Source organism: Lentzea cavernae (assembly GCF_014653695.1).
Classification (GTDB): domain Bacteria; phylum Actinomycetota; class Actinomycetes; order Mycobacteriales; family Pseudonocardiaceae; genus Lentzea; species Lentzea cavernae.
The window spans coordinates 953,473-980,422 of the sequence record NZ_BNAR01000001.1 but is presented as its reverse complement, the minus strand read 5'-3'; the positions used below and the strand labels follow the sequence as shown (position 1 = coordinate 980,422).

Sequence of the window (26,950 nt, the reverse complement as noted above, 5' to 3'; positions counted from 1 at the left end):
ACATGCCTTACGCACTGGGCATCGACGTGGGCGGCACGTTCACCGACGCCGTCGCGTCCGACGGAGCCGGGCGGATCGTCTCGGCCAAGACCCCGACGACACCGCCGAACCGCGAGATCGGTGTCATGAAAGCGATCGAGGACCTCGCGGGCGAGCTCGGCATCGGTGTCGGCGAACTCCTGGCGCAGACCGACTACATCGCCCACGGCACGACGGCGTCGATCAACGCCCTCGTCCAGGGCGAGGTCGCCGACGTCGGCCTCATCGCCACCAAGGGCCACCGCGACGCGATCTACATCATGAACGCCGAGGGCCGCACCCTCGGCAGGTCGGCGCACGAGATCCAGGACACCCTGCGGCAGCGCAAGCCCGCGCCGCTGATCCCGAAGTACCGGGCGCTCGAGGTGACCGAGCGGATCGACCACGCGGGCAACGTCCTGGTGCCGCTGGACGAGGACGAGGTCCGCCGCGTCGCACAGTCCCTCGTGGACCAAGGCGTCGAGGCGATCGCCGTCTGCCTGTTGTGGTCGTTCAAGAACCCGGCACACGAACAGCGCATTCGCGAGCTGGTCCACGAGATCGCGCCGGACCTGTACGTGACGCTCTCGTGCGAGGTGAGCCCGCGCATCCGCGAGTTCTCCCGCACCTCCACCACGATCATGAACGCCCAGGTCGGCCCGAAGCTGCGCACCTACCTGCTGCCGTTGCAGGAGCAGCTGGAGGAGGGCGGCCTCAGGGGACCGCTGCTGGTCATGCAGAGCGAGGGCGGCACGATCACCGCCGACCGCGCTCCCGAGCACGCGATCACCACGATCGGCTCCGTCCTGTCCGGTGGCGTGATCGGCGGGATGCGCCTGGCCGAACAACTGGGGCACCGCAACGTGATCACCACCGACGTCGGCGGCACGACGTTCCTGGCCGGGCTGATCGTCGACGGCGAACCCGTCATGGCGCCCGGTTCCATCGTGAACCAGTTCCCGATCAACGCGGCCACCATCCGCGTGCACACCATCGGTTCCGGCGGCGGCGCCCTCGTGTCGGTGGACGCGGGCGGCAACCTCCGCCTCGGCCCGCAGAGCGCGGAGGCCGTGCCGGGACCGGCCTGTTACGGCAACGGCGGCACGCGCCCCACGAACACCGACGCCAACCTGGTGCTCGGCATCCTCAGCGAACGAGGGCTGCTCGGCGGCCGCAAGCCGTTGCGGATGGACCTGGCGCGCGAAGCGATCCGCGTGCACGTGGCCGAGCCGCTCGGGCTGACGGTCGACGAGGCCGCCATCGCGATCCACGAGGTGCAGAACGCCCAGGCGAGCGACCTCCTGCGCCGGTCCGTCGTGCAGGCGGGCTACGACCCGCGCGACTTCGTCGCCTACGCGTTCGGCGGAGCGGGACCCGCCCACTGCGCCGGGTACTGCCACGACCTGGGCGTGCGGGAGGTCGTCGTCCCGCTCGGTCCCGTCGCGTCGGCGTTCTCCGCCTACGGCCTCGCGGCCTCCGACGTCGCGCTGAGCGCGGAGCTGTCCGACCCGTCGTCGTTCCCGGTCGGCCGGGCGGTGCTGGAGGCCCACTTCGACCGGCTCGAAGCCGACCTGCGGCGCGCGCTCGACCGGCAGAAGGTCAAGTTCCACGACGTGAAGCTGTACCGGGAGGTCGACCTGCGCTATTCGATGCAGGTCACCGAACTCGCGACGGCCGTGCCGGACGGGGAGCTCACCGACGACACCGGTGACGAGGTCCTCGAACGCTTCGAGCAGCAGTACGAGCGCATCAACGGCAGCGGCGCCGGCTACCGCGAGGCAGGCGTGCAGGCGATCACCTACCGCGTGCGGGCCAAGGCGGGCCTCGGTTTCCCCGTCGCGCTGCCCGAGGTCCCGCAGGCCGCGAGCGAGGACCCCGCGGAGGCCCTCGCGGGCGAGCGGAACGTCTGCCTCGACTCGCGACGAGGTTTCGCGACCACTCCCGTCTACGACTACGCCCGGCTGCGCGCGGGGCACGTGTTGCGGGGCCCGGCGATCGTCGAGGTCCCCACCACGGTCGTCGTGGTCCCGGACGGCGTCACCGGACGCGTCGACCGCCTCGGCAACCTCGTGCTGCGCTACCAGGGAGGACAGCCCTCATGACATCCAGGATCCCCGGCGCGGACGAGTTCACCAGCCGCCCGATGCCGAGGGAGGAGCTGCTGAGGCAGATCTCCCCTTCCCTCGCGCTGCACCAGATCGGCGACGACCAGGACCAGGTCGACGCGCTGACCTACGAGGTCGTGCGGCACCGCCTCTGGGCGATCACCCAGGAGATGGGCGAGACGCTGCGGCGGATGTCGGGCTCGCACGTCGTGACGGAGTCCAACGACTTCAACTTCTCCATCTGCGACGAGCTCGGCGAACAGGTCCAGGTCGGCACCTACAACATCGGCCTCATCGGGTCGATGGACCTGGCGATCACCTGGACCCTGCGCCACCGCAGCGACAACCCCGGCATCGCCGAGGGCGACATGTTCCTGTGCAACGACCCGTGGATCGGCGGCGGGCTGCACCAGAACGACGCCGCCGTCCTCGCGCCGATCTTCCACGACGGCAAGCTGTTCGGCTGGACCACGGCGATCGCGCACCAGGTCGACCTCGGAGGCCCGCGCCCCGGTTCGTTCAGCCCGTCCGCGCAGGACGTCTTCGGCGAAGCCGTGCCCACACCGCCGATGAAGGTCGTGCGCGACGGCGTCCTGCAACGCGACATCGCCGACGCCTGGGTGCGCCGGTCGCGCCTGCCGCACCTGGTCGGGCTCGACCTGCGCGCCAAGATCGCCGCCAACAAGAACGCGGGCGAGCAGGTGCTGCGGCTCATCACCAAGTACGGCGCCGACACCGTCAAGGCGGTGATGCGCCGGATGATGAACGACGCCGAGAGCCGGTTGCGGGCCAAGCTCGCGAACCTTCCCGACGGCACCTGGACCGCCGTCGGCTACCAGGAGCAGTCGGGCACCGGCGACCGCAACCTGCACGCCATCAAGGTCGCGATGACCAAGGAGGCCGACGAGCTCGTCTTCGACTTCCGCGGCACCACCGGGCAGACGGGCATCATCAACTGCCCGTACCCCGGTCTGCGGGCCGGGATCGTGTTCACGATGCTGCCGTTGCTGGCGGGCGACATCCCGTGGGCGGCGGGCGGGTTGATGCGCTGCTTCGAGATCATCACCGACGAGGACACCATCACCAACGCGTCCTTCCCGGCCGCGGTGGGCAAGGGACCGTTCGGTCCGGCGTGGGGTGCGGGCAACCTCGTCGCCGAGGTGCTCGCACGGTTGCTCGACGCCGAACCCGAGCACCGCGCCGATGTGCAGTCGATCTGCAACGGCACCACCGACCTCTGCGTCGTGTCCGGTGTGGACGTTCGTGGTGGAGCGAGCAAACGCTTCGTCTCGCCCATCTTCGACGTCATGGCCGGCGGCTACGGCGCCCAGGTGCACCACGACGGCGTCGACACCGGCGGCCGGCTCATCATCCCCTCCGCGCGGGCACCCGACGTCGAGATGACGGAGTACCTCTACCCCCTTCTCGCCCTGTGGCGCCGGGAGCAGACGGACTCGGGCGGACCCGGCAGGCAGCGCGGCGGCATGAGCGGTTCGGTCTGCTACGTCCAGCACCCGGACCAGAGCGGACGGATGTCGCTGGTCGTCTCCGGCAACGGCAAGGTGGCGAACCAGAACGTCGGCCTGGCCGGCGGTTACCCCGGCAACTCCCAGCTCGACCTCGTGGTGCGCGGCATCGACGGGCCGCAGCTCGCGGGCGTGACGTCGATCCCCGCCGGCCTGGACGACCTGGGCGGCCAGGTCGAGGTGCTGCCCGCCGAGGGCGAGTCGGACCTCGGTCCCGGTGACGCGCTCTACCTGCACTGGCAGGCGGGCGGCGGCTACGGCGACCCGTTGCTGCGCGAGGAGGACAGCGTCGGCGAGGACGTGCGGCAGGCCCGCGTGTCAGCCGGGGCGGCGAGGGACGTCTACGGCGTCGTGCTCCACGAGGACGGTGAGGTGGACGCCGCCGCGACCGTCGCGACCCGTGCGACGCTGCGGCAGCGGCGCGCGACCGACGCGGGGGTGACAGGACTGACCGGCGAGGTGACCAGCGCCGACCTGAGCGAGGCGCGGCGTCTCGACGACAACCTCGCGGTCGTGGGCTCGACGGTCGTGTGCGTGCACTGCAGTACGCGGATCGGGCCGCTCGAAGGGGGTGCGTTCGTCCACGACCTCGCCCGCCGGGAGACGGCGCCGACCGAGGCGGGACCGCACATCTGGCACGACCCGTCGGAGTACGTCGACGCGGAGATCGTCTTCCGGCAGCTGCTCTGCCCCGGCTGCCTGACCGCGGTCAACTCCCGCGTCGTCCCGGTCGGCCACCCGCTGCCGCACGACGACTACCGCGCCTGGAACTGAGGCTCGCAGGACTTGCCGCGGGCGTGCTGCAACCCGAGCGGACTGGCCGGGGGAAGAGGCCCTTCCTCCGGCCCCGTCCCGAAGGCGTGCAGCAGGTAGGCGACGAGCCGGCGGGACATGTCGGCGGCGTGCTCCGGCGGCGCGGTGCGCAGGCCGCCGTTGGCCAGCAGCATCATGACCAGGTCGCTGACGACGAAGTCCTGCCGCAGGCGGCCGCACTCCTGCGCCCGGCGCACGAGCTCGTCGAACATCGTCTCGGCGCGCTCGCGCCGTTGCACGTGGTCGGTGGCGAACGTCGCGATGAACGCCTCGGTGAAGCCGTGGTCCTCCAGCTGCTCGGCGCAGGCGAACTCGACCAGCCGCCGGAACCCGTTCCACGGGTCCGGGTCGGTGACGGCCTCCTCCAGCACCGCCTCGCAGCGCACCATCTGCTCGGCGAACACCTCGGCCACCAGCGCGTCGCGGGTGGGGAAGCGGCGGAACAGCGTCGCCACGCCCACGCCGGCGCGCCGGGCGACCGTGCTCAGCGGGACGTCGATGCCGCGGGTGCGGAAGAGGTCGCGGGCCGCCTCGACGATCCGGCTGCGGTTGCGCGCCGCGTCGGTGCGCAGGGCCGCGCCGGCGGTCGGTGGTGCGTTCACCTCTTCAGTGAACCTCACCCGCGAATGGATTTCCAGGTGGCGTGAAGTGAGTCGCCCGCGCGGGCGTTGTTCTCACTTCGAGGCAAGTGGACTGTGGTTTCCACTTGTGGCCCTACAGTCGAATTCAGGGGCGGCTGGAAGGGCCGCCGAAATCCTGAGGAGTTCTTTCGTGGCAGAAACGCGCACCGATCCGGTTCCGGCGGACGTTCCGCTGTTCCTGCGCAGGAACGGGTTCGCCCCACCGGCCGAGCTGCTGACGGGCGACCGCGTCCGGCGGGTCCCGTGGCTCACCGGGGGATCGGCGTGGCTGGTGACGCGCCAGGCGGACGTCAAGGCGGTGCTGGCCGACCCGGCCCGGTTCAGCAACGTCCCGCCGGAGCCCGGCGCGGTGGGCGGGGAGGTCGCGGGCAACCTCCTGCTCATGGACCCGCCGGACCACCACCGCCTGCGCAGGATGCTCACCGGCCAGTTCACCCACCGGCGGATGAGGCACCTCGCCCCGCTCGTCGAACGCGTCGTCGAGGAGCACCTCGACGCGATGGAGCGGTCGGGGCCGGGGGCCGACCTGGTCGCCGACTTCGCACTCCCCGTGCCGTCCCTGGTGATCTGCGAGCTCCTCGGCGTGCCGTGGGAGGACCGCGCGGAGTTCAAGGAGCGCAGCGCCACGATGCTCGACCTCTCGTTGCCGGAAAGTGCGCGTGACCAGGCGCAACGCGAGATCCACGAGTACCTGGCCGGACTCGTGGGCAGGATCGGGGAGGAACCGGGCGACGACCTGCTCGGCATGTTGGTGCGCGACCACGGTGACGAGCTGACGACGGCGGAGCTGGCCGGGCTCGGCTTCCTGCTCCTCGTCGCCGGACACGAGACGACCGCGAACATGCTCGCGCTGGGCACCCTCGTCCTGCTGGGCCACCCGGACCAGCTCGCCGCGGTCCGCGACGATCCCGAGGCCGTGGAGCCCGCGGTCGAGGAGCTGATGCGGTGGCTGTCGATCGTGCCCAGCGGTGTGCAGCGCTACGCCACCGCGGACGTCGGGGTCGCCGGCGAGACCATCCGCGCCGGAGACGTCGTGATCGTCGGTCTGCACACCGCCAACCGGGATCCGGACTTCGTCACCGACCCCGCCACCCTGGACATCAGCCGCGGTGAGGTCGGCCACCTCGGATTCGGCCACGGGGTGCACCACTGCCTCGGCGCGCCATTGGCGCGGCTCGAAATGCGCATCGCCTTTCCCGCGCTCTTCCGCCGATTTCCCGCGTTGGCGTTGGCCGTTCCGGAGAACGAGGTCGAGTTCCGCGCACTTAGTGCCGTGTACGGCGTGACCGCGCTTCCGGTGACCTGGTGATCCCATTTCGCAGACCGGAGAAATGTCGATGAAGATTCTCATGTTCGGACGCGGCACGATCGCGACGCTTTACGGGTGGGCCTTCGCCAAGGCGGGGCACGAGGTCGAGTTCTACGTCCGTCCGGGACGGGCGGCGCAGCTGCCCTCCGGGGTCGACCTGCGGATCAGGGACGGCAGGTCCCGCGGCGGCGCCGTCGCCGAGCGGTGGCCGACGACCCTGCGCGAGGACCTGGACGCCGACTTCGACCTGATCGTCCTGAGCGTGAACCACGACCAGCTGGACGATGCGATCGCATTCCTGGCGCCACGCGTCGGCAACGCCACCGTGCTGATGTTCGGCAACGTGTGGGAGGACCCCGCGACCGTGGTCTCGGCACTGCCGGCGGACCAGGTCGTCTGGGGATTTCCCGGCGGTGGCGGAGGGTTCGACGGATCCACGCTGCGCGGCGGTGTGGTGAAGAACGTCTTCCTGGGGTTCTGCGACGACTCGAACCGCGGCGCGCGGTACCGGGCCGTGCACGACCTCTTCGAGCGCACGGGCTTCTCGGTGTCGGAGAACCAGGACTTCCGCAGCTGGCTGTGGTTCCACTTCATCCTGGACGCGGGGCTCCTCGCCCAGGGCCTGGCGGTGGGCGGGCGGTCCGGCCTGCTGCGGTCGAGGGGTGCGGCGCGGGAGGTCTTCCTGCTGATGCGGGAGATGATCCCGCTGCTCAAGGCCAAGGGCGGGACCCCGCGCCTGGGAGCGGCTCTCGTCTCCCGCGTCCCGGCAGGACTGCTGGGCTTCGCCCTGAGGAGGCTTCTCAGCGGCGACAACATGGTCGGCTTCCTCCTGCGCGAGACGGAACGCGCGGGCCACATGACCCGGGAACTGGGCGGTGTCTACGCGAGGGACGTGCTGGCCGACGCCCGGCGGCTCGGCGTTCCGCTTCCCCGCCTGGAGGCGCTGGAGCCGGCGTTCGAGCTCGCGCGCTAAGCGGATGAGCTATCCGCTCGTGTTAGGGTGAAGTGGATAGCTCATCCACTTTGGAGCGTGACCTCATGTCCACCACCGCAACCGTGACGCGCGAGAGCGTGGACGTCGCCGGGACGACCCGGACCTTCACGACCGTCGGGGCCGCCGCCGCCCCGCGCCCGCTCCTGCTGGTCTTCCACGGGTCCCGGCAGACCGGTGACGTCCACCGCGCCTTCACCGGCGGCATGTTCGACGCCCTCGCCGAGTCGGGGGACGCGGTCGTGGCCTACCTGGACGGTCACCGCGGCAACTGGAACGACGCCCGGCGGGGCAGTTACTTCCCCGCTCGCCGGGACGGGATCGACGACGTGGCTTTTGCGCGCGCCGTCGTCGACACCCTCGCCGGTCAGAACCGGATCGACCCCGGCAGGGTGTTCGCGGCCGGCTACTCCAACGGCGGCCAGATGGTCATCCGGCTGGTCCACGAGGCGCCGGGCCTGCTCGCCGGCGCGGCCGTGATCGCCGCGACCATGCCCGCCCCGGACAACTTCCTCGCCGCGGACCCGGACCCCACGCCGCTGCCGGTCGTGCTGATCCACGGCACGAAGGACCCCATCGTGTCCTACGAGGGCGGCGGGTTCTCGTGGTGGAAGAGGAAGCTCTTCAAGGTCGGCGGCGACAGCTGGTCCGCGCCCCGGACCGCCGAGTACTTCGCCGAGCGCAACGGCATCACCGCGGACCCGGTGATCTCCCGCCTCGCCGGGGTCGCCGGAGATCCCACGGAGGTCGAGCGCGCCGAGTACGGAGTGGACGGACGTCCTCCGGTCGTGCTGTACACCGTGCACCGGGGCGGGCACACGGTTCCGGGGCCCGGCAACGCTCCCCGCGTCGTCGGCAGGACCAGTCACCGGATCAACACCGCCGAGGTGCTCGGCGACTTCTTCGGCCTGCGCGGCTGAGAACGGCCTACGACTGTTCCTGCGCGTGGGCCTGGAGCAGGCCGTCGACCCCGCGCAGGAACGTTTCGCAGACCAGTTCGGGGTCGTGCAGGCAGCCAGCGGCCATGGCGCCGTCGCGCAGCATCACGAAGTGCCGTGCGGCGGGCTCCGCGGGCGTCTTCCTGACGCGGGAGAGCAGTTCCGTCATGGCCTCCAGGAACCACTGCCGGTGCTCGACCACGGCCTGGTGCACCGGGTGCCGGGGGTCGGGGTACTCCGCGACGGCGTTGAGGAACGCGCACCCGCGGAAGTCGGCCGTCCGGATGCCGTGGGCGATGGCCCTGCTGATCACCCGGACGGTGTCGGCCGCGGGGGAGCCGCCGGCGACGGCGCCGTCGACCAGTCCGCGCACGGCCCGGTCGGCGTCGGCGAGGTAGGCGAGGACGAGGTCCTCCTTGCCGGGGAAGTGCCGGTACAGGGTCGCCCGCGTCACCTGCGCCTCGGCGACGATGCGGTCGACGCCGACGGAGTGGATCCCCTCCGCGTAGAAGAGCCTGGTGGCCGTCCCGAGCAGGCGGGACCGCGCTGCGGACGGCCGTCCCGGCGAGTCGCTGTGCTCCATGGTGTCCAAGTTAGCAGATAGAACGTTCGGTCTTGACAAGGTCGCGGCAGGGCGTCCATGCTGGCCACAGATAGAACGTTCGGTCTCGTCTAGATCCCCTGGAAGGAACGTCATGACCACCGTCGACTCGCCCGTCGACTCGCCCGCTGTCGGCGGAACCGCGCAGTCGTTGCGCCAGTTGTACTTCTTGCGGTTCGCCTTCGCCCTCGTCTGGGCGGGCACGCTGTTCGCCACCGGCGGGCAACTCGGGCCGCTCGGCATCGCCCTGATCGTGCTGTACCCGCTGTTCGACGTGGCCGCGGCCGTGGTGGACGTGCGCGCGTCCCGTGCCACCGAACTCCCGTACGGGCTCTACCTCAACATCGCGATCAGCCTCGCGGCCGCGGTCGGCATGGCGATCGCCGGTACCTCCGGCGTGCCCGCCGTCCTGCTCGTGTGGGGCGCCTGGGCCGTCATCTCCGGGCTCGTCCAGCTGGCCGTGGGCGTCGCCCGCCGCAGGATGGGCGGTCAGTGGCCGATGATCCTCAGCGGCGGCATCTCCGTGTTCGCCGGTTCGGGATTCGCGCTGGGGTCGGGCGCGCCCGACGCCTCACTGTCCAACGTGGCCGGTTACGCGGTCCTCGGCGGGATCTTCTTCCTCATCTCGGCGCTGCGCCTGCGCCGCACCTCCCAGGAGCGTTGACATGGTCGCGGAAACCTACGACGTCGTCGTCATCGGCGCGGGCCCGGTGGGCGAGAACGTCGCCGACCGCGTGGTGCAGGGCGGTCTGAGCGTCGCCATTGTCGAACGGGAGCTCGTCGGCGGTGAGTGCTCCTACTGGGCCTGCATGCCCACCAAGGCGTTGCTGCGCAGTGCTGCCGCTCTTCGGGCAGTGAAGAGGCTGCCGGGCGCGCGGGAGGCGGTGACGGGCGAGCTGGACGTGGCCGCCGTGCTCCGCCGCCGTGACGCCTTCGCCTCGGACTGGAAGGACGACGGCCAGGTCGCCTGGCTCGAGTCCGCGGGCATCCCGCTGTACCGCGGCCACGGGCGGATCACCTCCGACCGGGTCGTCGAGGTGACCGGCGAGGACGGCGTCACGACGCTGACCGCTCGGCACGGGGTCGTCGTCGCGACCGGCAGCGGCGCCCTGGTGCCCGACATCGACGGCCTGCGCGCCTCGAAACCGTGGACGAGCCGCGAAACCGTTGCGGCGAAGGAGGTTCCCGGCCGGCTCGCCATCATCGGCGGCGGCGTCGTGGCCTCCGAGATGGCGACCGCGTTCTCGAGCCTCGGTGCGTCGGTCGAGATGCTGGCCCGTGACGGCGTGCTGCACCTGCAGGAACCGTTCGTCGGCGAGCGGGTCACGGAGGCCTTGCGGGACAACGGTGTCACCGTGCGCGTCGGTGCCGAGGCCGCCTCGGTGCGCCGCGGCGAGGACGGGTCGGTGCACATCACCCTCAAGTCCGGTGAGGAGGTCGAGGCCGACGAGCTGCTCGTCGCGATCGGCCGCACGCCGAACACCGAGGACATCGGCCTCGACTCCATCGGCCTGAAGCCGGGTTCCTGGCTCTCGGTCGACGACGCGATGCGCGTGCTGGGACAGGACGGCGAGCCTCTCGGTGACGGCTGGCTGTACGCGATCGGCGACGTCAACCGCAGGGTTCTGCTGACCCACCAGGGCAAGTACCAGGCCCGCGCACTGGGCGACGCCCTCGTGGCGCGCGCGAAGGGCGAGCCGGTCGACGTCGGTCCGTGGGGCCGGCACGCGTCGACGGCGGACGAACGCGCCGTGCCGCAGGTGGTCTTCACCGAGCCCGAGATCGCCGCCGTGGGCCTGACCGCGGCCGCCGCCGAGGCCGCCGGGCTGCGCGTCCGGGTCGTCGACTACGACCTCGCCGCCACCGCCGGTTCCGCCCTGCACGCCGAGGGCTACAGCGGTCACGCCCGCATGGTCGTCGACGAGGACCGCAAGGTGATCGTCGGCTTCACCCTCGTCGGCCCGGACGTCGCCGAACTGCTGCACGCCGCGACCATCGCGATCGTCGCGGAGGTGCCGCTGGACCGGTTGTGGCACGCCGTTCCGTCGTTCCCGACCGTCAGCGAGGTGTGGCTGCGGCTGCTGGAGGCCTACGGCCGCTGAGCCACTCCGTGCCGGTGTCCCTCGCCTTCGTGGTGCGGGACACCGGTTTTCGGTGCGCGCGGGGACGTTCCCGCCCGCCAGGTTGCCTGCGCGAGGCGAGGCTCACCCTGGTTCACTATTTCACTAGTGAAAGGTGCTACCTTGGCCGCATCCGATGACGGAAAGGAGGGCGGTCGTGACCGTGCCAAGGCAGTCCGAGGCCGCGCTTCCGGTCTTCGCCCAGGCAGTGGGCAAGAAGTACCGGAGGGGGTGGGCGCTGCGGGAGACCTCGCTGGTGATCCCGCCGAACCGGGTCGTGGCCCTCGTCGGCCCGAACGGTGCGGGCAAGAGCACGCTGATGGGACTGACCACCGGCATGCTGCGCCCCACGACCGGGGCGCTCACCGTCTTCGGTGACCAGCCGACCGGCAAGGGACTGCACCCCGCGGTGTCCTACCTGGCCCAGCAGAAGCCGTTGTACAGGCAGTTCACCGTGGCCGACACGCTGACGTTCGGCGGGCGCACCAACCCGTCCTGGGACCAGGGCTACGCCGAGCACCTGGTCGAGCAGGCCGCGGTGCCGATGAACGCCAGGGTCGGCACGCTGTCCGGCGGGCAGCGCACCCGCGTCGCCCTCGCGCTCGCGCTGGGCAAGCGCCCGCGCCTGCTGCTGCTCGACGAACCGCTGGCCGACCTGGACCCGCTGGCCCGCGAGACCGTGCTGGGCGCGCTGATCACCGAGGCGCGGGCGCACGGGATCACCGTCGTGCTGTCCTCGCACGTGCTGGCGGAACTGGAAGGCGTGTGCGACCACCTCGTCCTGCTCCACGACGGACAGGTGCTGCTGGCCGGCGACGTCAGCCGGCTCAGCGCGAACGGCATGTCGCTCGGTGAGCTGGCCCTGCACCACATGCGTGCGGCACAGCAGGGGGTGGCGGCATGATCTGGGCCTCGTTGCGGTTGCAGCGCCTGCAGTTGCTCACCCTCCTCGGGACGCTGGTCGTCGGCGCGGGCGTCATCGTCCTGCTGCGGTCGAACATGATCGACGCGCTCGACTCCGCGCAGATCGCCCACTGCGTGCGGGCCGCCGACCAGTGCGTGGCACCCGACGGGGCGGTGAAGGCCTTCCGGACGACGTGGTCAACGCCGTTCGAGACGGCGCAGCTGCTCATCATCGGGTTGCCGGCCCTCATCGGCGTCTTCATCGGCGCGCCGCTCTTCGCGCTGGAGCTGGAGCAGGGCACCCACGTCCTGGCCTTCACGCAGTCGGTGAGCCGCACCCGGTGGATGCTCAGCAAGCTGGTCGTCGCGTTGGTGCCCGCGCTGGTGGTGCTGGTCGTCCTGCAGCACCTGGTCGGGTGGTGGCTGGACGCGGCCGGATCGCTGGGACCGCTGTACAACGGTCCGTTCAACCGCGTGAACTTCGCCATCCAGGGCGTCTCGCCCCTCGGCTACGCGCTGTTCGCCTTCGCTCTGGGCACGTTCCTCGGCGCGCTGACCCGCCGCACCCTCGCGGCGATGACGGCGGGGCTCGTCGCGTTCGTCGTCGTGCGCTTCGCGGTGTCCGGCCTGGTGACCGGCTCGGTGTTCGCCGAGCGCAGGGCGACCGCGGTCGGGGAGGTCCCGGAACAGCGGGAGAGCGGCCTGGTGCTCACGACGGGATGGCTCGACGCCTCCGGGCAGGCAGTGCCCTCCGACAGGGCGTCGGTGCTGAACCAGGCCTGCAAGACGACCCCGGGGGGATCGCCGAACACGGAGGAGGGCTACCTGGCCTGCCTGCGGGAGTCCGGGTTCGCCCAGAACTACTGGGACGTCATCCCGGACAGCCGGGCCTGGCAGGTGCACCTGGTCGACGTGGCTGTCTTCGGCGTGCTCGCGGTCGTGCTGCTGGCGGGCACCACCTGGGCGCTCCGACGGCAGAGCTGAACGCGGTGGGGACCCGGAGGACCTATGCTGACCGGCGTGATCGAGTTCCGGATCGACCGGCACTCCGGGGTCTCCACCTACATGCAGATCGTCCACCAGGTCCGACAGGCCATGCGACTGGGACTGCTGACCTCCGGCGACCGGCTGCCCTCAGCGCGCGAGGTGGTGGACGCGACCGCCGTCAACCCCAACACCGTGCTCAAGGCGTACCGCGAACTGGAACGCGAAGGCCTCGTGGAGGGCCGCCGCGGTCTGGGCACCTTCGTGACGAAGTCACTGGCCACCGAGGCGACCGCCGGCGACGACGCCCCGCTGCGCAGGGAACTCGGTCGCTGGATGGGCAGCGCACGCGAGGGCGGCCTCGTCGTCGAGGACGTCGACGCCCTGTACTCCGCGGTCCGCGACGAGCACTACCCCGCCGAGGAACGATCATGACCCCTTTGACCGCCACCGCCGTGGGCAAGCGCTACCGCACCCGCTGGGCGGTCCGCGACTGCAGCTTCTCCCTGCCCGAGGGCAAGGTCGTCGCCCTGCTCGGCGCGAACGGCGCGGGCAAGAGCACCCTGCTGCGCATGGCCGCAGGCCTCGTCCGGCCGACGACCGGTGAGCTGTCGGTCTTCGGCACACCGCTGCGCGGCCGCATCCACCCGGACGTCTCGTTCCTGGCGCAGAACCGCCCGCTCTACCGCGATCTCACCGTGCGCGAACTGGTGCGCGTCGGCGCGGCCATGAACGACCGCTGGTCAGCCGACCGCGTCCGCGAGGTGCTCGCGCTGCAGGCAGGCGTGGACCACGACGCGAAGGTCCGCACGCTGTCCGCGGGCTCGGTGACCCAGGTGGCCATCGCGATGGCGCTCGGACGGCTGCCCAGGCTGCTGCTCCTGGACGAACCGCTGGCCGACCTCGACCCGCTGGCCCGCGAGGAGACCCTGCGGATCATCATGGCCGAGGTCGCCGACCGCGGGACCACCGTGGTCATGTCCTCGCACGTGCTCGCCGACCTGCGCGAGGTGTGCGACCACATGCTGCTGGTCGACGAGGGCAGGGTCCAGGTCGACGGTGACGTCGAGGAAGTCCTCGCACGCCACCGGGTCCTGGTCGGCCCGGTCACCGACGAGTCCACTGTGGAAGGTGAGCTCGTCAGCGCGACCCGCACCCAGCGCCAGTCCACCCTGCTGCTCAAGGACGCCGGACCGGCGCCCGAGGGCTGGGCCGGTGCGGAACCGGACCTGGACTCGCTGGTGATGGGGTACCTGCGCGCGTCACGCGAACGCCGGGCGTCGGCACAGCGCGGATAGCCGCGCGGAACGGGGTTACGCTGGATTCGTGACCACGACTTCCGCCACGACGATGAAGATCGGTGAACTGGCCCGGTTGACGGGGGTCAGCGCCCGCTCGCTGCGGTACTACGAGCAGCAGGGGCTCATGCACAGCACACGTTCTGTAGGTGGGCAGCGGCACTACGAGGCGACCGAGGTCGCGCGGGTCGAGGTCATCCGGCGACTGTTCGACGCGGGCCTGGGCAGCAAGGTGATCGCCCGGCTGCTGCCGTGCGTGGACAGCGGCGAGGACGTCCAGATCGCCGAGGATGCATTCACCGCCATGGAGGGGGAACGCGCCCGGCTGACCTCCGACATCGACCGGCTCGTCGAGGCCAGGGCGGCGCTCGACGAGCTGATCGAGGGCAACACCCGCTACCGGCGTCAGATCACAGACCCAGGTCGATGACGAGCTTCCCCTTGGCGTGCAGGGACTCCACGAGCGCCAGCGCCTCGTCGGCCCGATCGAGCGGATAGGTCTGCGTGATGTGCGGGTCGAGCTTCCCCGCGACCATCAGCTCGGCGACGCGCTCGAGGCCCGCCCGGTCGAGGCGGCGTTCGACGAACGCGCCACCGAGCTCCGCCACCGACGGGTCGCCGACGGAGACGAGCTTCTTCCCGAGCGGCGCCAATGCGCGCAGCGAGTCGCCGCCGACGTTGTCGACCACGGCGTCGAAGCCGTCCGGGGCATGCGCCCGCAACCGTTCCACGACATCGCCCTCGGTGTAGTCGACGAAGGTCGCGCCGGTCGACGTGACGAGCTCCCGCTTCGCCGTGCTGGCCGTGCCCGTCACCACCAGCCCCCTGTCCAGCGCGACCTGGGCCAGCGCGATGCCGACGCCGCCACCGATCCCGTTGACCAGCAACGAGGATCCGGCCGGCAGGTCGAGCTGGTCGAGCACGTCGAGCGCCGTGGTGCCCGCGACGGGGATGGTCGCCGCCCACGTGGCCGGCAGCGCGTCGGGGATGCGGGCCGTGGACGTGCCGAGCAGCACCGTCGTCTCCGCGTACGTCCCCGCGCCGGTCAGCGCGAACCCGGTGACCCGGTCGCCGACGGCCAGTCCTGTCACGTCGTCACCGACCGCGAGCACGGTTCCGGCCGCCTCCATCCCCAGCACCTGGGGGAAGGGCAGGTGGCCGTTCAGAGCGGGGGCGTGCCCGGACCGCAGCTTGTGGTCGAGCGGGTTGACCCCCGCCGCCTCGACGCGGATCAGGACCTCGGCCGGACCGGGCACGGGGTCGGGCCGCTCGAAGAACGTCTGCACGTCGGCCTCGCCGAAAGCCTTGTACCCCAACGCCTTGCTCATCGTGGATCACTCCTGCACCGTCGAATTGTGGACAGTGCGAGGCTATTCGTTGACACCGGTGTCAACTTCAAGCCGATGTGACGCGGACCGCACTCCGCGGCGTCTGTTTTCACCCGAACGAGCCGTTCAATGGAGCTGCTTCAACGCTTACGGTCCAAGAGCATGACTGCGATCATCTCCACCGCGTACAGCCGCGACCTGGGCGACGAACTGCGCCGGCTGCGCGAGAACTCCACCAGTTTCGGGGGCCGCGCGATGGCCGTCCAGCTGGGGTGGGACCCGAGCAAGGTCTCGAACATCGAGACCGGCAAGGCCCGCGCCACCGAGATCGACCTCGCCCAGTACCTGGCGACGTGCGGGAAGGACCTCGACTACCTGCAGGACTTCAGCAACCGCTACCGCCACGCGTTCGACCTGTACTTCGCCCAGGTGCCGAACAACCTGCGGACGCTCGCCATGGCGGAATCGATGGCCACGACCATGCTGGTCTACGAGATCCTGGCGATTCCCGGCCTCTTGCAGACCGAGGACTACGTCCGCGCGTTGTTCGTGGAGACCGGCTGCGAGTCGTCGGAGGCCATCGAGAAGGGCGTCGAGCGCCGGATGGCGAGGCAGAGCATCTGGCAGCGGCCGTACCGCCCCGACTGCGTTTTCTACGTCCACGAACTGGCGTTGCAGATGCGTGTCGGCGACGCGCGGATCATGGAGGACCAGTACCTGCGACTCCTCTTCAACGCTCACATAGTGCGGATCGTCCCCGCGAACATCCGGGGCGTCGCGTTCCACTCGAAGTGCACGCTGTTCGAGTTCGGCAAGGCCTCGCCACTGGCCTACACGGAGACCGATCTCGCCAAGGTGTTCGCTCAGGACGGCCTCGCGGTCGCGTGGAGCAGGAAGCTCTTCGAGAGGTTGGATGCCGTCGCGCTGGATGAGGAACAATCGAAGAACAAGCTGGCGAACTACGTCAGCGGACTTCGAGAGGACCCTGATGGCGGCGGAGCGGACCTGGCGTAAGAGCAGCCACAGCGGCGGCACGACCGACAGCGACTGCGTCGAGGTCTCGTTGGCCCACGACGCCCTGGTGCGGGACTCGAAGAACGCGAGCGGCGACGTCCTCGCGTTCTCGGCCCCTGCCTGGCGCAGCCTGCTGACCTGGCTGGGCTGATCCCGGTCAGTTCTCCGCGTCCTCGAAGATCAGGAACGTCTTGGTCGACAGCACCCCGGGGATCGTCTGCAACTCCTCCAGCACCACCCGCCGCAGCGCGTTGTTGTCCGCCGCCCTGACGAGCAGCATCACGTCGAACTCGCCGCCCATCAGCGCCATGTGCCGCACCTCCGGGATGGCCCGCAGCTGTGCCTGCAGGTCGCGCCAGTTGTTCTGCCGCACCGTCATCGCGACGTAGGCCGACGTGGTCAGCCCGACCTTGACCGGGTCCACCCGCGCGGTGAAGCCGGTGATCACCCCGTCCGCCACGAGGCGTTCGAAGCGGGCGTAGGCGTTCGCGCGCGAGATCGTCACGCGTTCGGCCAGCGCGCGCCCGGACAGGCGGCCGTCCGCCTCGAGTTCGCTGAGGATCCGGCGGTCGATCTCGTCCAGTTCCGCGTCCACGTGTCTCACTCCCGAGGTCAAAAGCGTGCCGGTCCGGTCCGACTGGACCGGCTGAATCGTGCCGTGAAGTCAATCGTCTCGCACTCTCGCGCGGATCTAGCCGTTTGGCCAGTCATCTAGGCACGATGCGGGCCTGATGTAACTGCTCGCGGAGGTGCGGATGAGTGCCGGTCAGCTCAAGGCGGCCATCACCCCGGCCCGGTTGCTGGACGAGACCGGGCGCCTGGTCAGGGGAGCGTCGAAGCCCGACGCCGAGGCACTGGCCGAGGGGTACCGCAAGCTCGTGTTCGCCCGCAGGCTGAACGAGCAGTGCGGGGCTTTGGTCCGTCAGGGACGGTTGGCCGTGTACCCGTCCTCGCGCGGGCAGGAGGCCTGTCAGGTCGCGTGCGCGTCGGTGCTCTCCGACGGCGACTGGTTGTTCCCGACCTACCGCGACACGGCCGCGATCGCCGCCCGCGGGGTGGACCCGGTCGAGGTGCTCACGTTGTTGCGCGGCGACTGGCACTGCGGTTACGACCCGAACGAGCACAAGGTCGCGCCCCAGGCCACTCCGCTGGCCACGCAACTGCTGCACGCGGTCGGTGTCGGACATGCGGCACGGCTCAAGGGCGAGGACACGGTCGTGATGGCGCTGTGCGGTGACGGCGCGACGAGCGAGGGCGACTTCCACGAGGCCTGCAACTTCGCCGCCGTCTTCAAAGCACCGGTCGTCTTCTTCGTGCAGAACAACAAGTACGCGATCTCCGTGCCGCTCGCGCGGCAGTCGGTCGCGCCTTCCCTCGCGGCCAAGGCGATCGGGTACGGCATGCCGGGCTTCCGCGTGGACGGCAACGACCTGCCGGCGCTCGAGAAGGTGCTCGGCGAGGCCGTGGCCCGTGCCCGCGCGGGGGAGGGGCCGACGCTGGTCGAGGCCGACACGTACCGCATCGAGTCGCACACCAACGCCGACGACGCCAGCCGCTACCGCGCCGACGACGAGGTCGCCGACTGGTTGCCGCGCGACCCGCTGCTGCGGGTGAAGGCCTACCTGACGGCGGTGGGGGCGCTCGACGACGAACGCGAGCGGGAGATCACCGCCGCCGCGGAGGAGATGGCGGCCGCGGTCCGCGCCGGGGTCGGCGCCGAGACCTCCGCCGATCCCGAGGAGATCTTCGCCCACCTCTACTCCACCCCCACGCCCCAGCTGGCGGAGCAGCGCGCGGCGCTGCGGGCCGAGCTCGACCTCGAGGAGGCCTGATGAGCGCCGAGAAGATGACGATGGCGCAGGCGATCAACGCCGCGCTGAGGGACGCGATCGCGCAGGACGACTCCGTCGTGGTGTTCGGCGAGGACGTGGCCCAGCTGGGCGGTGTCTTCCGCGTGACCGACGGCCTGCACCGCGACTTCGGCGAGAGCCGGGTCTTCGACACCCCGCTGGCCGAGTCCGGGATCGTCGGCATGGCGGTGGGCATGGCCATGAACGGCATGCGCCCGGTCGTCGAGATGCAGTTCGACGCCTTCGCGTACCCCGCGTTCGAGCAGATCGTCAGCCACGTCGCGAAGCTCGGCAACCGCACCCGCGGCAAGGTGCGGCTGCCGATCGTCATCCGGATCCCCTACGCGGGCGGAATCGGCGGGGTCGAGCACCACTGCGACTCGTCCGAGGCCTACTACGCGCACACCCCCGGTCTCACCGTCGTCGCGCCCGCCACCAACGCCGACGCCTACGGGCTGCTGCGCGCGGCGATCGCCGGCTCGGACCCGGTGGTCTTCCTGGAGCCCAAGAAGCACTACTTCGCCAGGGAAGAAGTCGACGTGTCGGTGGCGGTGCCGCCCATCGGCCGTGCCGTGGTCCGGCGCCCCGGCAAGGACGCCACGCTGATCGCCTACGGCCCGTCCGTGCCGGTGGCGCTGGCCGCCGCCGAGCAGGCCGCGACCGAGGGCCGTGACCTGGGCGTGGTCGACCTGCGCTCCATCGTCCCGTTCGACGACGAGACCGTGTGCGCCGAGGTCCGCAAGACCGGCCGCGCCGTCGTCGTCGCCGAGGCACCCGGCTTCGCCTCCGTGGCGTCGGAGATCGCGGCACGGGTGGGCGAGCGCTGCTTCCACCACCTGGAGGCGCCCGTGCGCCGGGTCACCGGGTTCGACGTCCCCTATCCGCCACCGAAACTGGAGCACCACTTCCTCCCCGGCGTGGACCGGATCCTCGACGCCGTCGACACGTTGCAGTGGGAGGACGCCGCGTGAGCACCCGGGTGTTCGACCTTCCCGACCTCGGTGAGGGACTGACCGAGGCCGTGCTGGTCCGGTGGCTCGTCAAGACCGGTGACCCCGTCGCCGTGGACGAGCCCGTGGCCGAGGTCGAGACGGCCAAGGCGATGGTCGAGGTGCCGTCGCCGTTCGGCGGCGTGGTCGCGCGGCTGCACGGCGAGGAGGGCGCGACCCTCCTGGTCGGATCGCCGTTGATCTCGGTCGAGGCCGGGCAGTCCGCCGCCGACACCTACGTCGAGGAGGAGCGCGCCGGTTCCGGCAACGTCCTGATCGGCTACGGCACCTCGGAGACGACCACCTCCCGTCGCCGCCGCAGGAAGGCCGTTCCCCGTTCCACCCCGTCGCCGAACGGGGACCGCCCCGCCGTGCAGTCGCCGATCGTGCGCCGGCTCGCGCGGGACAACGGCGTCGACCTCGGCGCGCTGACCGGCACCGGACCGGACGGCCTGATCACCCGCCGCGACGTCGAAGCCGCGGTCGTCGTGCCCGAGCCAGTCGTGCCGGAACCGGTCGTGAACGCGCCGGTGTCCGATGTGGACCAGCGCACGGGTCTGCCGATCCGCACCCGAGTGCCGTTGACGGGCATGCGCAAGGCGGTCGCCACCACGCTGGCCCGCAGCCGCACCGAGATCCCCGAGGCGACGACGTGGGTGGACGTCGACGCGACCGCGTTGCTGGACCTCCGCGCCGAACTGAAGGAAACCGGTGCGGCACCGGGGGTTCTGGCGATGGTCGCCCGGTTCGTCGTGGCGGGACTCGCCCGCTTCCCCGAGCTGAACTCCCGCGTCGACACCGGCCGCGGCGAGATCACCCACCTCGACGGCGTCAACCTCGGCCTCGCCGCGCAGACCGACCGCGGCCTCGTCGTCCCGGCGGTGAAGGACGCGCACCGGCTGAGCATGCGCGGCCTCGACACCGAGATCCGCAGGCTCACCGCCGCCGCCCGCGAGGGCACGGCCACCGCCGCCGAACTCACGTCCGGTTCGTTCACCCTCAACAACTACGGCGTGCTCGGGGTCGACGGCAGCGCCGCGATCATCAACCACCCCGAGGTCGCGATCCTCGGCATGGGCCGGATCCTGCCCCGGCCGTGGGTGGTCGACGGCGAGATCGCGGTGCGGCACATCGTCCAGTTGTCGCTGGTGTTCGACCACCGCGTCTGCGACGGCGGCACGGCGGGAGGCTTCCTCCGGTTCGTCGCCGACTGCGTCGAGAACCCGAAGTCGGCGATGGCGGACCTGTAGCACCGGGCTACCGTTGCCGGGCAACGGGCGACCGAGGAGGACGCGATGCTGGACCTGAGCCCGCAGCCGGGTGACCTGGAGCCGATCGAGACCGCGTCGGTGGACGAGCTGCGCGCGTTGCAGCTCGAACGGCTGCGGTGGTCGGTGCGGCACGCGTACGACAACGTGCCGCACCACCGGGCCTCCCTCGACGCGGCGGGCGTGCACCCCGACGACGTGAAGTCGTTGGCGGACCTCGCGAAGCTGCCGTTCACCACGAAGGCCGACCTGCGGGACAACTACCCGTTCGGCATGTTCGCGGTGCCGCGGCAGGAGGTCGTGCGGGTCCACGCCTCCTCGGGCACCACCGGCAGGCCGACCGTCGTCGGCTACACGCGCGACGACCTCGAGACGTGGGCGACCGTGATGGCGCGCAGCATCCGCGCGGCCGGTGGGCGCCAGGGGCACATCCTGCACAACGCTTACGGCTACGGCCTGTTCACCGGCGGACTGGGCGCGCACGCGGGTGCGGAGAAGCTCGGCTGCACGGTCGTCCCGGTGTCCGGCGGCATGACCGAGCGCCAGGTCCAGCTGATCCGCGACTTCGAGCCCGACGTCATCATGGTGACGCCGTCCTACATGCTCTCGATCATCGACGAGATGGAGCGCCAGGGGCTCGACCCGCGCTCGACGTCGTTGAAGGTCGGCATCTTCGGCGCCGAGCCGTGGACCAACGACATGCGCCACGAGATGGAGCGGCGCCTCGACATGCACGCCGTCGACATCTACGGGCTGTCCGAGGTCATCGGGCCCGGCGTGGCGAGCGAGTGCGTGGAGACCAAGGACGGCCTGCACGTCTGGGAGGACCACTTCTACCCGGAGGTGATCGACCCGGTCACCGGCGAGGTGCTGCCCGACGGCGAGGAGGGTGAGCTCGTCTTCACCTCGCTCACCAAGCAGGCCATGCCGATCATCCGCTACCGCACCCGCGACCTGACCCGCCTGCTGCCGGGCACCGCGCGGTCGATGCGCCGGATCGAGAAGATCACCGGCCGCACCGACGACATGATCATCCTGCGCGGCGTGAACCTCTTCCCGACGCAGATCGAGGAGCTGATCCTGCGCGTCCCCGCCCTGTCGCCGCACTTCCAGTGCGTGCTGAGCCGCACAGGCAACCTCGACGACCTGACCGTCGTGGTCGAGCACCGCGAGGACGCCGCGGCAGGCGACACCGCCGCGGAGCTCAAGAAGCTCGTGAAGAACTCCATCGGCGTCACGGTCGCCGTCGAGGTCGTCGCACCCGGCGGGATCGAGCGTTCGGTGGGCAAGATGAAGCGGATCGTGGACCGCCGCCCCCCGCGGTGAGCGTCGGAATTGTCACCTGATCCAGCGGTTTAGAAGTTTTGTGACTGGATCCGTGATCTCCTCTCCTCACCATGCTCTGCATGACCGGAACACCGATCTTCGACGAGCTCTACGCCAAGTACGTGAGCGCTGCGCCCGCCAGAGCGGCGGCGACACCGCCCGCGCCCACCCTCACCGCACCGCGAGAGCCGCGGCACGAGCAGGTCGTGCCGCAGTACGCGGGGAGCTTCGAGGTGCCGGAGTGGCCGAGCTGAGCCCGCGGTGGGGTCTGCCCGCGTTGGGTCCGGGGCGCGTCCTGGGCGAGAGTCCCGCAGGAGGTGCGGCCGTCACACCTGCGTCGGTGCCGCCTGCCGGGCCCTCGGCCGGGACCGGCGGGCCCCAGGTCTGGATGTCCCGCAGGATGCCCTGCGACACCGACGCATCCGTGGTCGCTAGTTCTTGGCCACCAGCGTGAGGACGTCGTAGGTGGCGACCGGGTCCCCGTCCTGGTTCGTCACCACGGCGTCCCACCGCACCTCGCCGTACTCGGCGTTGGTGCGCGGCGTGATCTGCTTGACCGTCAACGTGACCGCGATCGTGTCGCCCGCCTTCACCGGCGTCAGGAACCGCAGCGAGTCCACGCCGAAGTTCGCGAGCACCGGACCGGGGTTCGGTTCGACGAACAGTCCGGCCGCCAGCGACACGACCAGGTAGCCGTGCGCCACGATCCCGCCGAACAACGGGTTCGCGGCCGCCGCCTCGGGATCGGTGTGGGCGTAGAACGTGTCGCCGGTGAACTCGGCGAAGTGGTCGATGTCGGCGAGCGTCACCTGGCGCTCACCGGACTTGACGAAGTCACCGATCTTCAGCTCCGCCAGCGACTTGCGGAACGGGTGCACGTCGTCGGCCAGGCGCTTCGAGCCGGTCGTCCACCGGCCGGTGATGGCGGTGAGCATGTCCGGTGACGCCTGGATCGCGGTGCGCTGCATGTGGTGCAGCACGCCGCGCACGCCGCCCAGCTCCTCGCCGCCGCCCGCGCGACCGGGACCGCCGTGCACGAGCATCGGCAGCGGTGAGCCGTGGCCGGTGGACTCCTTGGCGTCGTCGCGGTCCAGCACCAGGATCCGGCCGTGCCACGGCGCGACGCCCAGCACGATCTGACGTGCGACGGCGGGGTCGTGCGTGACGACCGAGCCCACGAGGCTGCCCTTGCCGCGGGCGGCGAGTTCGACCGCCTCCGCGGTGGTGCGGTAGGTGATCACCGTGCTGACCGGGCCGAACGGCTCGATGTCGTGCGGCTCGGAGGCGTCCGCACGGGCTCGCAGCAGCACGGGGGACAGGAACGCGCCGCGTTCGGCGTCCGCGTCGACGAGCTGCACCTGGTTCGGGTCGCCGAACACGATCTCGGCGGAGGTGCGCAGCGCCTCGACGGCCTTGCGCACCTCGTCGCGCTGCCCGAGCGACGCCAGCGCGCCCATCCGCACGCTCTCGTCGGCGGGGTTGCCCACGGTGATCTTCGCCAGCCGTGCGGCGATGGCCTCGGTCACCTCGCCGGCGATCTGCTCCGGCACGATGGCGCGCCGGATCGCCGTGCACTTCTGGCCCGCCTTGACGGTCATCTCGGCGACGACACCCTTGACGAACAGGTCGAACTCCGGGTCGTCCGGTCGCACGTCGGGGCCGAGGATCGAGCAGTTCAGCGAGTCCGCCTCGACCTGCAGGCGCACGCCGCCGTGCTGGACGTTCGGGTGGTTGCGCAGGATCCCGGCGGTGTGCGCGGATCCGGTGAACGCCACCGAGTCCTGCTCGTCGAGCACGTCGAGGAGGCCGCGCGGGCTGCCGGACAGCAGCTGCAGCGAACCCTCCGGGAGGATGCCGGACTCGATGATCCGGCGGACCACGGCCTCGGTGAGGTACGAGGTCTGCGACGCGGGCTTCACGATGGTCGGCAGGCCCGCCAGGAACGCGGGCGCGAGCTTTTCGAGCATGCCCCACACGGGGAAGTTGAAGGCGTTGATCTGCACCGCCACACCAGGGCGTGAGGTGTAGACGTGCTGGCCGAGGAACGTGCCCTCACGGCCGAGGCGCTCCAGTCCGCCGTCGAGCACGACGATGTCGTTCGGAAGCTCGCGCACGCCCTTGCTCGCGAAGCTGAACAACGTGCCGAACCCGCCGTCGATGTCGACCAGCGAGTCGCGCTTCGTCGCACCCGTGCGGAAGGACAGCTCGTACAACGAGTCCTTGTCGGCGCTGAGGTGCTTCGCGAGTTCCTTGATGAGCAGGGCGCGCTGGTGGAACGTCAGCTCGCGGATCGCCGGGCCACCGACGCGCTTGGCGTGGTCGGTCATCTGGCGCAGGTCGAGGCCCTCGCTCGACAGCCGCGCGACCTCCTCGCCGGTCACCGCGTCGAGCAGAGGTTCTCCCTCTGCCTGGGCGCGGAACCAGCGGCCCGCGGCGTAGCTCTCCAGCAGTGCAGTCACTTGCGGGGTTCCCTTCGGAGACTGTTGCCCTTCGCGGCTCTCGCGTGCCACTGTATAACAGACCGTTCGGTCAGTAAATCGGCGAGGAGTTCCTGATGACCGTTCCCGCAGCTGTCGGCGTGTACGGCGGCGGACGAATGGGCGCCGGCATCGCCCACGCGTTCGCGGTGGCCGGGAGCACCGTCACGGTCGTGGAGACCGACGCCGCAGCCGACGCCGCCCGTGCCCGCGTGGAGAAGAGCCTCGCCAAGGCCGCCGAGAAGGGCGTCGCGGTCGGCGGCACCGTCACCGTGGTCACCGACCCCGCGCTGCTGTCCGGGCTGCCGCTGGTGGTGGAGGCCGTCCCCGAACTGGTCGAGCTGAAGCACTCCGTGCTCGCGAGCATCGCGCGGTCCGCACCGGGCGCCGTGATCGGCACCAACACCAGCTCGTTGTCGATCGACGTGCTGGCAGGGGCGCTGCCCGACCCGTCCGTCCTCATCGGACTGCACTTCTTCAACCCCGTGCCCGCGAGCGACCTCGTCGAGGTCGTGGTGGGCGAGCGGACCCCGTCCGCGCTGGTCGAGCGGGCGCAGGAATGGGTGCGCGGCCTGGGAAAGCACGCGATCACCGTGCGGGACTCACCGGGGTTCGCGAGCAGCCGCCTGGGTGTCGCGATCGCCTTGGAGGCCATGCGGATGGTGCAGGAGGGCGTCGCGTCCGCTGAGGACATCGACAGCGCCATGACTCTCGGCTACCGGCATCCGGTGGGACCGTTGCGCACCACCGACATCGTCGGTCTCGACGTGCGCCTCGCGATCGCCGAGCACCTCGAACGCGAACTCGGCCCGCGCTTCACCCCGCCACAGCTGTTGCGGGACAAGGTCGAGGCCGGGCAGCTCGGCCGCAAGACGAGGGAGGGGTTCTACCGGTGGTGAGCACACCGGCTCGCACCTGGGGCCTGGGAGACTGCACGGCATGACCACGACGGAGAGCGGCGGAACGAGGCGCCGCGGCCGCCCGGGCTACGACCTGGAGACGCTGCTCATGGCCGCCGCGGAGCTGTTCTACGAGCGCGGTTACGACGGCACGAGCATCCAGGACCTGGCGAACCGCCTGGGGGTCACGAAGTCCGCCATCTACCACCACGTTCCCGGCAAGGAGGCGTTGCTGCGCCTCGCCGTCGACCGCGCGCTGGACGGGCTGTTCGCCGAGGTCGCCAAGCTCGACGCCGTCGAAGGCCGTGCGGTAGACCGCCTCGAACACCTCGTCCGCGGCAGCGTCACGGTCCTGGTCGAGCAGCTGCCGTTCGTGACGCTTCTCCTGCGCGTGCGCGGCAACAGCGAGACCGAACGCGAGGCGCTCGCCCGCCGCCGCGAGTTCGACCAGATCGTCACCGCCCTGGTGGCCGACGCGGCGGCCGAGGGGGATCTCCGCCCGGACGTCGACCCGGCGATGACGACCAGGCTGCTGTTCGGCATGGTCAACTCGCTCATCGAGTGGTACCGGCCGCAGGGCGGTCTCAGCGCCGCGGATCTCGCGGCCACCGTGGCGACGGTGGCGTTCGACGGCCTACGCGTGCGCGGCGACTGACTTGTGGTTGCGCTGCACGATGACCACGGCCGTGAGACCGAGGGCGAGGCCCAGCGCGGTCTGAACACCGAACGGCTCGCCGAACATCAAAGCGCCCCACACGGCCGTGACGGGAGCCATGAGGAACATCAGCGTGTTCACCTCGGTGACCCCTTCGCGGCGCAGGATGATCCAGTAGAGTCCGTACCCGCCGAAGGTCGGGAAGACGACGAGCCAGGCGATCGTGCCCCAGAACGCCGGGTCGGCAGGCGGGAGGGCGGTGCCCGTGCCCACGGCGAGCGCGGTGAAGACGACGGCGCTCGTGAGGCAGTGCGTGGTCATCGCCACCGCGGGCGCGACCTCCGTCCGCGACCGGCCTTCGAGAAACGTGGCCGCCACCAACGACACCATGCCGGCGAACGGGATGAGGTAGGCCCACCAGGCCACTCCGCTGGTGGCCGCGGCGTCGGCCCCGGTGACGATCACGACGCCGCCCACGCCCAGGCACAGTCCGAGCCACTGCCGGCGTGAGACGTACTGGTGCAGCAGCGGCCCGGCCAGCGCTCCGGCGACGAGCGGCTGCACACCGTCGATCAGGGCCGTGGTGCCGCTGGAGACGCCGAGCTGGATCGCGTAGTACACGGTGAGCACGTAGCCGCTCTGCGACAGGACTCCGATCAACGCCTGACGGCCCACGTCCCGCGCCGTGAGGCCCTGCCACGACTTCTTCACGACGGCGAACGCGAGCAGGACGACGGCGAGCGGCAGGAACCGCCACATCAGGACCGTGATGGCGGACGCGCTCCCCGTCCCGAGCTTGGCCCCGATGAACCCGGAGCTCCAGCAGAGCACGAAAGCGGCCGAGAGCAGGTACTTCACCCACCACACCTCCCTATACCGATCTGTATACCCGGTCGA

At 70.8% G+C, this 26,950-nt stretch carries 27 protein-coding genes; 21 read left to right on the top strand and 6 right to left on the bottom strand.

Translation table 11 applies throughout. The features are described 5' to 3' along the window. Positions 1-2 precede the first annotated feature (2 nt). Together IE307_RS04470 and IE307_RS04465 are read left to right on the top strand one after the other, a co-directional pair. The gene (locus IE307_RS04470; protein ID WP_191296121.1) at positions 3-2,120 is read left to right on the top strand and encodes a hydantoinase/oxoprolinase family protein; all 2,118 of its coding nucleotides are present in this window, start codon (positions 3-5) and stop codon (positions 2,118-2,120) included. Beyond that, a complete protein-coding gene (locus IE307_RS04465; RefSeq protein WP_191296120.1) occupies positions 2,117-4,423 on the top strand; it encodes a hydantoinase B/oxoprolinase family protein in 2,307 nt (768 codons plus the stop codon). The genes IE307_RS04470 and IE307_RS04465 overlap by 4 nt, the downstream gene beginning before the upstream one ends. Here IE307_RS04465 and IE307_RS04460 read toward each other — a convergent pair. After that, positions 4,405-5,064, bottom strand: coding sequence for a TetR/AcrR family transcriptional regulator (locus IE307_RS04460; protein WP_229904374.1), 660 nt, complete (start codon positions 5,062-5,064; stop codon positions 4,405-4,407). The genes IE307_RS04465 and IE307_RS04460 overlap by 19 nt on opposite strands. A 169-nt stretch (positions 5,065-5,233) precedes the next feature. Here IE307_RS04460 and IE307_RS04455 point away from each other — a divergent pair, with 169 nt between their 5' ends. From IE307_RS04455 to IE307_RS04445, 3 genes are all read left to right on the top strand, one after another. Then, on the top strand, positions 5,234-6,412 hold the full coding sequence (locus IE307_RS04455; RefSeq protein ID WP_229904373.1) for a cytochrome P450: 1,179 nt from the start codon (positions 5,234-5,236) through the stop codon (positions 6,410-6,412). A gap of 28 nt (positions 6,413-6,440) precedes the next feature. Continuing rightward, complete coding sequence (locus tag IE307_RS04450) at positions 6,441-7,385, top strand: ketopantoate reductase family protein (RefSeq protein ID WP_191296118.1); 945 nt, start codon at positions 6,441-6,443, stop codon at positions 7,383-7,385. A gap of 65 nt (positions 7,386-7,450) precedes the next feature. Then, complete coding sequence (locus tag IE307_RS04445) at positions 7,451-8,323, top strand: CE1 family esterase (RefSeq protein ID WP_191296117.1); 873 nt, start codon at positions 7,451-7,453, stop codon at positions 8,321-8,323. 7 nt (positions 8,324-8,330) lie between these two features. Here the strand turns inward: IE307_RS04445 and IE307_RS04440 are convergent, their stop codons facing one another. Then, positions 8,331-8,924, bottom strand: a complete 594-nt coding sequence (locus IE307_RS04440) for a TetR/AcrR family transcriptional regulator (protein WP_191296116.1) — start codon at positions 8,922-8,924, stop codon at positions 8,331-8,333. A 112-nt stretch (positions 8,925-9,036) separates the two neighbouring features. Here IE307_RS04440 and IE307_RS04435 point away from each other — a divergent pair, with 112 nt between their 5' ends. From IE307_RS04435 to IE307_RS04405, 7 genes are all read left to right on the top strand, one after another. Further along, a complete protein-coding gene (locus IE307_RS04435) occupies positions 9,037-9,606 on the top strand; it encodes a hypothetical protein (protein ID WP_191296115.1) in 570 nt (189 codons plus the stop codon). 1 nt (position 9,607) lies between these two features. Next, positions 9,608-11,044: a dihydrolipoyl dehydrogenase family protein gene (locus IE307_RS04430; RefSeq protein WP_191296114.1), complete on the top strand. Its 1,437-nt coding sequence runs from the start codon at positions 9,608-9,610 to the stop codon at positions 11,042-11,044. A 175-nt stretch (positions 11,045-11,219) separates the two neighbouring features. Next, the gene (locus IE307_RS04425; protein ID WP_229904372.1) at positions 11,220-11,966 is read left to right on the top strand and encodes an ABC transporter ATP-binding protein; all 747 of its coding nucleotides are present in this window, start codon (positions 11,220-11,222) and stop codon (positions 11,964-11,966) included. Next, a complete protein-coding gene (locus IE307_RS04420) occupies positions 11,963-12,949 on the top strand; it encodes an ABC-2 membrane transporter-related protein (protein ID WP_191296112.1) in 987 nt (328 codons plus the stop codon). Before IE307_RS04425 ends, IE307_RS04420 begins: the two co-directional genes overlap by 4 nt. A 36-nt stretch (positions 12,950-12,985) precedes the next feature. Continuing rightward, positions 12,986-13,384, top strand: a complete 399-nt coding sequence (locus IE307_RS04415) for a GntR family transcriptional regulator (RefSeq protein ID WP_229904371.1) — start codon at positions 12,986-12,988, stop codon at positions 13,382-13,384. Then, positions 13,381-14,247: an ATP-binding cassette domain-containing protein gene (locus IE307_RS04410; RefSeq protein ID WP_191296110.1), complete on the top strand. Its 867-nt coding sequence runs from the start codon at positions 13,381-13,383 to the stop codon at positions 14,245-14,247. Before IE307_RS04415 ends, IE307_RS04410 begins: the two co-directional genes overlap by 4 nt. A gap of 28 nt (positions 14,248-14,275) precedes the next feature. Then, positions 14,276-14,677: a MerR family transcriptional regulator gene (locus IE307_RS04405; RefSeq protein WP_308436331.1), complete on the top strand. Its 402-nt coding sequence runs from the start codon at positions 14,276-14,278 to the stop codon at positions 14,675-14,677. On the opposite strand, the gene IE307_RS04400 is transcribed toward IE307_RS04405, so the two are convergent. Further along, on the bottom strand, positions 14,658-15,575 hold the full coding sequence (locus tag IE307_RS04400) for an NADP-dependent oxidoreductase (RefSeq protein WP_191296109.1): 918 nt from the start codon (positions 15,573-15,575) through the stop codon (positions 14,658-14,660). The genes IE307_RS04405 and IE307_RS04400 overlap by 20 nt on opposite strands. A gap of 162 nt (positions 15,576-15,737) precedes the next feature. Between IE307_RS04400 and IE307_RS04395 the strand changes: the two genes are divergently transcribed. Together IE307_RS04395 and IE307_RS04390 are read left to right on the top strand one after the other, a co-directional pair. Next, the gene (locus IE307_RS04395) at positions 15,738-16,589 is read left to right on the top strand and encodes a helix-turn-helix domain-containing protein (protein ID WP_191296108.1); all 852 of its coding nucleotides are present in this window, start codon (positions 15,738-15,740) and stop codon (positions 16,587-16,589) included. After that, positions 16,564-16,740 carry a DUF397 domain-containing protein gene (locus IE307_RS04390; protein WP_191296107.1) on the top strand — a complete coding sequence of 59 codons (177 nt, stop codon included), beginning with the start codon at positions 16,564-16,566 and terminating at the stop codon, positions 16,738-16,740. Before IE307_RS04395 ends, IE307_RS04390 begins: the two co-directional genes overlap by 26 nt. Positions 16,741-16,746: 6 nt before the next feature. On the opposite strand, the gene IE307_RS04385 is transcribed toward IE307_RS04390, so the two are convergent. Beyond that, a complete protein-coding gene (locus tag IE307_RS04385) occupies positions 16,747-17,184 on the bottom strand; it encodes an Lrp/AsnC family transcriptional regulator (RefSeq protein WP_191296106.1) in 438 nt (145 codons plus the stop codon). A 160-nt stretch (positions 17,185-17,344) separates the two neighbouring features. Here IE307_RS04385 and pdhA point away from each other — a divergent pair, with 160 nt between their 5' ends. From pdhA to IE307_RS04360, 5 genes are all read left to right on the top strand, one after another. Then, entirely contained in the window at positions 17,345-18,421 is a 1,077-nt protein-coding gene (pdhA, locus tag IE307_RS04380; protein WP_191296105.1) for a pyruvate dehydrogenase (acetyl-transferring) E1 component subunit alpha, read from the top strand. Further along, positions 18,421-19,410 carry an alpha-ketoacid dehydrogenase subunit beta gene (locus IE307_RS04375; protein WP_191296104.1) on the top strand — a complete coding sequence of 330 codons (990 nt, stop codon included), beginning with the start codon at positions 18,421-18,423 and terminating at the stop codon, positions 19,408-19,410. Before pdhA ends, IE307_RS04375 begins: the two co-directional genes overlap by 1 nt. Next, on the top strand, positions 19,407-20,678 hold the full coding sequence (locus IE307_RS04370; RefSeq protein WP_191296103.1) for a dihydrolipoamide acetyltransferase family protein: 1,272 nt from the start codon (positions 19,407-19,409) through the stop codon (positions 20,676-20,678). The genes IE307_RS04375 and IE307_RS04370 overlap by 4 nt, the downstream gene beginning before the upstream one ends. 45 nt (positions 20,679-20,723) lie before the next feature. Continuing rightward, positions 20,724-22,022, top strand: coding sequence for a phenylacetate--CoA ligase PaaK (gene paaK / locus IE307_RS04365; protein WP_191296102.1), 1,299 nt, complete (start codon positions 20,724-20,726; stop codon positions 22,020-22,022). Between the two features lie 80 nt (positions 22,023-22,102). Then, complete coding sequence (locus IE307_RS04360) at positions 22,103-22,276, top strand: hypothetical protein (protein ID WP_191296101.1); 174 nt, start codon at positions 22,103-22,105, stop codon at positions 22,274-22,276. Positions 22,277-22,453: 177 nt separating this feature from the next. Here the strand turns inward: IE307_RS04360 and paaZ are convergent, their stop codons facing one another. Further along, positions 22,454-24,481, bottom strand: a complete 2,028-nt coding sequence (gene paaZ, locus IE307_RS04355) for a phenylacetic acid degradation bifunctional protein PaaZ (protein ID WP_191296100.1) — start codon at positions 24,479-24,481, stop codon at positions 22,454-22,456. A 95-nt stretch (positions 24,482-24,576) separates the two neighbouring features. Here paaZ and IE307_RS04350 point away from each other — a divergent pair, with 95 nt between their 5' ends. Further along, positions 24,577-25,398, top strand: a complete 822-nt coding sequence (locus IE307_RS04350; protein WP_191296099.1) for a 3-hydroxyacyl-CoA dehydrogenase family protein — start codon at positions 24,577-24,579, stop codon at positions 25,396-25,398. Positions 25,399-25,438: 40 nt separating this feature from the next. Beyond that, positions 25,439-26,053, top strand: a complete 615-nt coding sequence (locus IE307_RS04345; RefSeq protein ID WP_191296098.1) for a TetR/AcrR family transcriptional regulator — start codon at positions 25,439-25,441, stop codon at positions 26,051-26,053. Here IE307_RS04345 and IE307_RS04340 read toward each other — a convergent pair. Continuing rightward, positions 26,033-26,911: a DMT family transporter gene (locus IE307_RS04340; protein ID WP_191296097.1), complete on the bottom strand. Its 879-nt coding sequence runs from the start codon at positions 26,909-26,911 to the stop codon at positions 26,033-26,035. The two genes, IE307_RS04345 and IE307_RS04340, sit on opposite strands and share 21 nt — an antisense overlap. Between the last annotated feature and the right edge of the window lie 39 nt (positions 26,912-26,950).

What these genes read in the sequence shown, in the direction of transcription:
- pdhA (WP_191296105.1), top strand. Translation starts at nt 17,345, where the DNA reads ATGAGTGCCGGTCAGCTCAAGGCGGCCATCACCCCGGCCCGGTTGCTG.
- IE307_RS04465 (WP_191296120.1), top strand. Translation starts at nt 2,117, where the DNA reads ATGACATCCAGGATCCCCGGCGCGGACGAGTTCACCAGCCGCCCGATG.
- IE307_RS04400 (WP_191296109.1), bottom strand. Translation starts at nt 15,575, where the DNA reads ATGAGCAAGGCGTTGGGGTACAAGGCTTTCGGCGAGGCCGACGTGCAG.
- IE307_RS04450 (WP_191296118.1), top strand. Translation starts at nt 6,441, where the DNA reads ATGAAGATTCTCATGTTCGGACGCGGCACGATCGCGACGCTTTACGGG.
- IE307_RS04395 (WP_191296108.1), top strand. Translation starts at nt 15,738, where the DNA reads ATGACTGCGATCATCTCCACCGCGTACAGCCGCGACCTGGGCGACGAA.
- IE307_RS04420 (WP_191296112.1), top strand. Translation starts at nt 11,963, where the DNA reads ATGATCTGGGCCTCGTTGCGGTTGCAGCGCCTGCAGTTGCTCACCCTC.
- IE307_RS04360 (WP_191296101.1), top strand. Translation starts at nt 22,103, where the DNA reads ATGACCGGAACACCGATCTTCGACGAGCTCTACGCCAAGTACGTGAGC.
- IE307_RS04350 (WP_191296099.1), top strand. Translation starts at nt 24,577, where the DNA reads ATGACCGTTCCCGCAGCTGTCGGCGTGTACGGCGGCGGACGAATGGGC.
- IE307_RS04470 (WP_191296121.1), top strand. Translation starts at nt 3, where the DNA reads ATGCCTTACGCACTGGGCATCGACGTGGGCGGCACGTTCACCGACGCC.
- IE307_RS04390 (WP_191296107.1), top strand. Translation starts at nt 16,564, where the DNA reads ATGGCGGCGGAGCGGACCTGGCGTAAGAGCAGCCACAGCGGCGGCACG.
- IE307_RS04410 (WP_191296110.1), top strand. Translation starts at nt 13,381, where the DNA reads ATGACCCCTTTGACCGCCACCGCCGTGGGCAAGCGCTACCGCACCCGC.
- IE307_RS04440 (WP_191296116.1), bottom strand. Translation starts at nt 8,924, where the DNA reads ATGGAGCACAGCGACTCGCCGGGACGGCCGTCCGCAGCGCGGTCCCGC.
- IE307_RS04435 (WP_191296115.1), top strand. Translation starts at nt 9,037, where the DNA reads ATGACCACCGTCGACTCGCCCGTCGACTCGCCCGCTGTCGGCGGAACC.
- IE307_RS04345 (WP_191296098.1), top strand. Translation starts at nt 25,439, where the DNA reads ATGACCACGACGGAGAGCGGCGGAACGAGGCGCCGCGGCCGCCCGGGC.
- IE307_RS04445 (WP_191296117.1), top strand. Translation starts at nt 7,451, where the DNA reads ATGTCCACCACCGCAACCGTGACGCGCGAGAGCGTGGACGTCGCCGGG.
- IE307_RS04375 (WP_191296104.1), top strand. Translation starts at nt 18,421, where the DNA reads ATGAGCGCCGAGAAGATGACGATGGCGCAGGCGATCAACGCCGCGCTG.
- IE307_RS04430 (WP_191296114.1), top strand. Translation starts at nt 9,608, where the DNA reads ATGGTCGCGGAAACCTACGACGTCGTCGTCATCGGCGCGGGCCCGGTG.
- paaK (WP_191296102.1), top strand. Translation starts at nt 20,724, where the DNA reads ATGCTGGACCTGAGCCCGCAGCCGGGTGACCTGGAGCCGATCGAGACC.